Source organism: Mailhella massiliensis, from assembly GCF_020741395.1.
Classification (GTDB): Bacteria; Desulfobacterota; Desulfovibrionia; order Desulfovibrionales; family Desulfovibrionaceae; genus Mailhella; species Mailhella massiliensis_A.
Genome location: NZ_DYZA01000171.1, coordinates 1 through 4,743, shown reverse-complemented (window position 1 = coordinate 4,743; position 4,743 = coordinate 1). Strand labels below are relative to the sequence as shown.

Genomic DNA, 4,743 nt, shown 5'->3' with positions numbered 1-4,743 from the left:
CGCATTTTTACGTGGGAAAGTAGGCCGATGCCAAGGTTATCTTTGGAAAGGCTCCTGAATAAGGAGCCTTTCGTCGTTTAAAGCCCCGCGGCAACGGCGCGCGCCCTGCGCCTTCCTTGCGGGGCTTCTTTGTCGCGCCTTTCCCCTATGCGCAGGCTCCGTTTCCAGGCTGCCTGAAAGGCCTGCCTCCTTCTCTTCTTTCGGAGAGCATGGGCGTTCGGTCTTCATTATGTCTCTTTTGTCGGAAAGCACCGCGGCGGACAGCTCCGAAATGGAAATGTCCGGGCCGGGGATTCCCTGCCCTTTCTGTTTTTTCTTTTGGGTAAAGCCGGAACCGTGCGGTTCGGAGGCTTTTTGTCTCTCTTTCCGCTACGGGCAGGTCTGCCGTCGGCCGGAGGAAAGGCTCCGGTCTGTGCGTTTTTTCCGGACTGTTGGAGGCGAAAGGATAGGGCCTCGGTGCGGAAGGCTTGCCGTCGACTTGTATCGGCCTTGAAGGACCTTTCCTTTGTTTTGATAAGGTTCGATAAAAGAGAAGGCCCTGCTTTTGCTGCGAAGAAAATAGAGGGCACGCCCGGACTGTTACAGGTAAAGGGAGAACGTATATTGCTCTCAGAAGGGGAGACTTCTTCCGGGAAAGTTTTGCCGGAAGCGGGTACTGTGTTTTGGATCAAGGAGGGAGATCGCTGTTTTTTTGTTTTCTTTCGTGGGCGTTACAGAAGAAGGCAGGCGTTTTTTTCAAGGGACGCCGTTACCTCTGTGCCCGTAGGTGTCTGTGCATCGAGTGGCTATGTTGTCTGCCCAGGGTATGGAGGAGCTTTTTCGGTATGCGTATGGGGAAAGGTTGCTCGGCCACCTTGATATGTTCTGGGGAAGTTTTTATCGGCAGAAAAGCTCTCCAGGGCAGACATATAAAAAGCAGCCTTACGCTCCTTGGCTTCGTTCCATGATTGTGAAGCTGTTCTTTTCTGCAAGTTCGCCGTCCATGCAACGAGTATACCGGGAAATCGCTCCTTTTCTGGAGCTACAATAAGAGGAACTGTCGAGAACAGATCTTTGGGGAGGCTTGGCAGAGAGGGTAGGTGTCGTATGTTTTGGATTTGTAAGAACTTTATGCAGAGGAAAAGTGAATTGGACTTATAAGGGAAGACTCCACAGCCAAAGCAGTCGGGGTGCGGTACGGAAATATCTCAGGAGGGAAGAGCCCGAGATTCGGCAGCGTCGGGGTAATACGGCGCTCGGATCACCCTTTTTTCATACGACGAGATGGGCCGGAGCCTTGAGCAACAAAAGCGCTGCCTTGCGTTTTTTCTTATAATAAAGTAGGCTATTTGATTGTATAAAAAGTAGATATTCCGCGCGGTTGAAGCGGGCAGGAGGAAGAAATGCTTGCCTATGTCGAAGGGCGGGTGCTGGAGCGTACCGAAAACAGCTGTGTATTGGTCACAGCCGGTGGTGTGGGCTATGAGATTTTTCTGCCCGAGCACGCGCTGGCGGTATTGCCCGAACAGGGGGGGAACTGTGCCTTTTACACCAGCTTCATAGTACGGGAAGATGCGCAGGAGCTGTTCGGTTTTCCCTCCTGGGATGAGCGGCTTACCTTCAATCTGCTTACGGGCATCAATCGCGTGGGCGCGCGCACGGCCCTTGCCATTCTTTCCACCTTCCGGCCGGACGATTTGCGCCGTATTGTGGCCGAAGACAATGTTTCCGCACTTACCCATGTTTCCGGTATAGGGAAAAAGACGGCGCAGCAGATTTTTCTGGAGCTGAAATACAAGCTTAAAGGGGATGCTCCCGTCTCTTTGTTTTCCCCAGCGGGGAAGGCGACCTCCGTCTACCGCGATGCGCTCACCGGGCTTGCCAACCTGGGCTATGACGAGGAAACGGCCGGGCGGGTGCTCAAAGAGGTTCTGGAGAAGGAGGCCGACCTTGACGTGGGCGAGGCGTTGCGTGCCGCCCTGAAGGCTCTGGCCAAAGGAAAGAAGTAAATGGCAGAATTCGTACCCAAGAGCATGGTTCCCGACAGTGCCGACGACAATATCCGCCCGCAGCGTCTGGAAGACTTCATAGGGCAGGAGGAGCTTCGTGCCAATCTGCGCGTATACCTGAATGCAGCGAAGGAACGCGGGCAGTCCATGGATCATGTGCTGTTCTACGGCAACCCGGGCCTCGGCAAAACGACGCTGGCCCGCATCATGGCGGCGGAACTTGGCGTGAACCTTGTGACTACCTCGGGTCCTGTGCTTGAGCGCAGCGGCGACCTTGCGGCTATCCTGACCAATCTTTCCCGCCATGATATTCTGTTTGTGGACGAAATACACCGTATGCCCATCAGTGTGGAAGAAGTGCTGTATCCGGCCATGGAGGATTTCACGCTCGATCTCATCATCGGGCAGGGGCCTGCCGCGCGGACGGTGAAGCTGGATATCGAGCCTTTCACCCTGGTGGGGGCAACCACGCGCCTGGGCCTGCTTTCCTCTCCGCTCAGAGACCGCTTCGGCATCATCAGCCGTCTGGAATTCTACACCCCGGAAGAGCTTTCCCGCGTGGTGCGGCGTTCGGCCCGAATTCTCGGCGTGGAGGTGACGGATGAAGGCGCGCTGGAGATAGGTCGTCGTTCCCGGGGCACGCCTCGCATCGCCAATCGCCTGCTTCGCCGCGTGCGGGATTTTGCCGCCGTGTACGGGCAGGGCGTGGTGGACGGGGAGCAGGCCCGGGCGGCTCTTGCCCGGCTTGATGTGGATGAGGCAGGCCTCGATGAAATGGACAGGAAGATTCTCACCGTGCTCATCGATCACTTCAGCGGCGGTCCTGTGGGCGTGAAGACCCTGGCAGTGGCCTGTTCCGAGGAGATACGCACCATTGAAGATATTTACGAGCCCTACCTCATCCAATGCGGCTTTCTGAACCGTACCCCGAGGGGGCGCGTGGCCACGCCCAAGGCCTACCGTCATCTCAATCGTCTGTACGGTGGAAGTGCACAGGGGAGCCTTCTGTAGTTTTTTGAGGAAAGCGCGTTACCGAAAATATGCGCACAGGCCTTTGCGGAAACAGAGGCAACCTCTCGGCAGGCCATGCCGTTTTGTTCGTGTCGGGCTTCTCGCGCCGACCAGGTACAGGTTCGGATATTATCCTTGCAAACATGCCGCACCTTTTCCCCATACCGCCCTGTCCTGTGTATTCAACCTTGGAGGAATCATGCCAGAAATCAAAGCCCGTGTGGAACTTCTGGCCCACACGCCGGACCCTCTTGCCCTTATTTATGCCGCCTTTCGCCAGTGCTATCATGCCGGCGATGTGGCGGACATGTGGCCGCAGCTGCTTTCCGGTGAGATAAGCAGGGAGAAGCAGGCCGCCTTTGTGGAAAAGATCATATCTTCCGGCCATGCCAGCCCTATTGAGCATGTGAGCTTCACTTTTGCTCTTTCCGGGGTATCGCGCGCGCTTACCCATCAGCTCGTGCGGCATCGCATCGCGAGCTATTCCCAGCAGAGCCAGCGCTATGTGGACGCTTCGGATATGGATTACATCATGCCCCCCGCCATTGCAGCCGACCCGCGTGCCCGTGCCCGCTTTCAGGCTTTCATGGAGGAGGTAGGGGCGACCTATCGTGATTTGAAGGCTATTCTGGAAGAAGACGGTCGTGGGGCTTCCGCCTGTGAGGATGCCCGCTTCGTGCTGCCGCAGGCTGCTTCATCCAGCATTGTAGTCAGCATGAACTGTCGCGCCCTGCTTAATTTTTTTGAACATCGCTGCTGCACGCGGGCCCAGTGGGAAATCCGCAGTGTAGCCCGTTCCATGCTTTCCCTGTGCCGGGAAGTACTGCCGGAGGTGTTCCGCCATGCCGGGGCCAGGTGCGAGCGCCTCGGCTACTGCCCCGAAGGGGAGAAGTTCACCTGCGGCCGTTATCCCCTGCCTGCAAAAAACTGACGGTTCTTCCCTTGTTCCTTATGCCGGACTGCGGATATTTTCCTGCTCCGGTTTTTTGTTTTAAAGCCCCCAGTCAGGCTGAGAGAAGGGCTAAAGGAAGTCACCTGGGAAGCTTCGAACGCAGGTTATGAAGGATATGGGAAAAGGAAGCATGGCTTGGTGATTGACGATAAGGGGAAGAATCCGGTGAGTTCACTTCTCTTATCAAGATTAACTATTCCGAGGGGTAGTTCGTATATAGATACGGCAGGCAGAAATAGGGCAAACATAGCCGGAAACTTTAAATTTCAGAGGATAAAACCGGCGAGTTGCTGAGCTCCCCGACGCCGGAAGCCTGTTTGCCGGCCGCAGACGGGAGAACAGAGTTCAGACTGTATAAGCGCTTCTCAGAGAGCAGCTGGTAAGAGAGCCTCGCAGGCCTACAAGCGGACCATGGGCTACACCGATGGGCCCTTGGGGCTGCTCAAAGCGTATAAGGCTGGAGAGCGTCGTACGAAGAAAAAGAGAGCAATTTTTCCGTCTGTCCGGGGACGGGAGCATATGCGGCGTACCTGCGGGTCCCAAAAAATGCAGTTTTACCGCGCTATGTACCCCGGAGCTTTTTAGGAGCCGCCGATCCCCCCCCGATCTTTTCTCTGTTCTTCTTCTGCCTCAGGCCGGACAGGGAAAAGCGGATATGGCATGATCCTGATTCATGCTAGTTTCGTAGAGCGGTCTTATTCTTATCATGTATTTTCCCTGTGAACGGAACTATATGTAAAAAAGCACAGGGTTTTCGGTATGGCGGATGCGTATTTTTGTCATGTATTCCCT

At 55.5% G+C, this 4,743-nt stretch carries 3 protein-coding genes; all 3 read left to right on the top strand.

Translation table 11 applies throughout. The annotated features are described in order from the left end of the window. Window positions 1–1,382 precede the first annotated feature (1,382 nt). The 3 genes from ruvA to thyX all read left to right on the top strand — a co-directional run bounded on the left by ruvA (window position 1,383) and on the right by thyX (window position 3,930). Window positions 1,383–1,988 (top strand): Holliday junction branch migration protein RuvA, encoded by a 606-nt coding sequence (gene ruvA, locus K8W16_RS08640; protein ID WP_304122746.1) that lies wholly within the window; start codon window positions 1,383–1,385, stop codon window positions 1,986–1,988. 24 nt (window positions 1,989–2,012) lie between these two features. Next, window positions 2,013–2,999 (top strand): Holliday junction branch migration DNA helicase RuvB, encoded by a 987-nt coding sequence (ruvB, locus tag K8W16_RS08635; RefSeq protein ID WP_304122747.1) that lies wholly within the window; start codon window positions 2,013–2,015, stop codon window positions 2,997–2,999. Window positions 3,000–3,198: 199 nt separating this feature from the next. Continuing rightward, window positions 3,199–3,930 (top strand): FAD-dependent thymidylate synthase, encoded by a 732-nt coding sequence (thyX, locus tag K8W16_RS08630; protein ID WP_304122745.1) that lies wholly within the window; start codon window positions 3,199–3,201, stop codon window positions 3,928–3,930. Window positions 3,931–4,743: the final 813 nt, after the last annotated feature.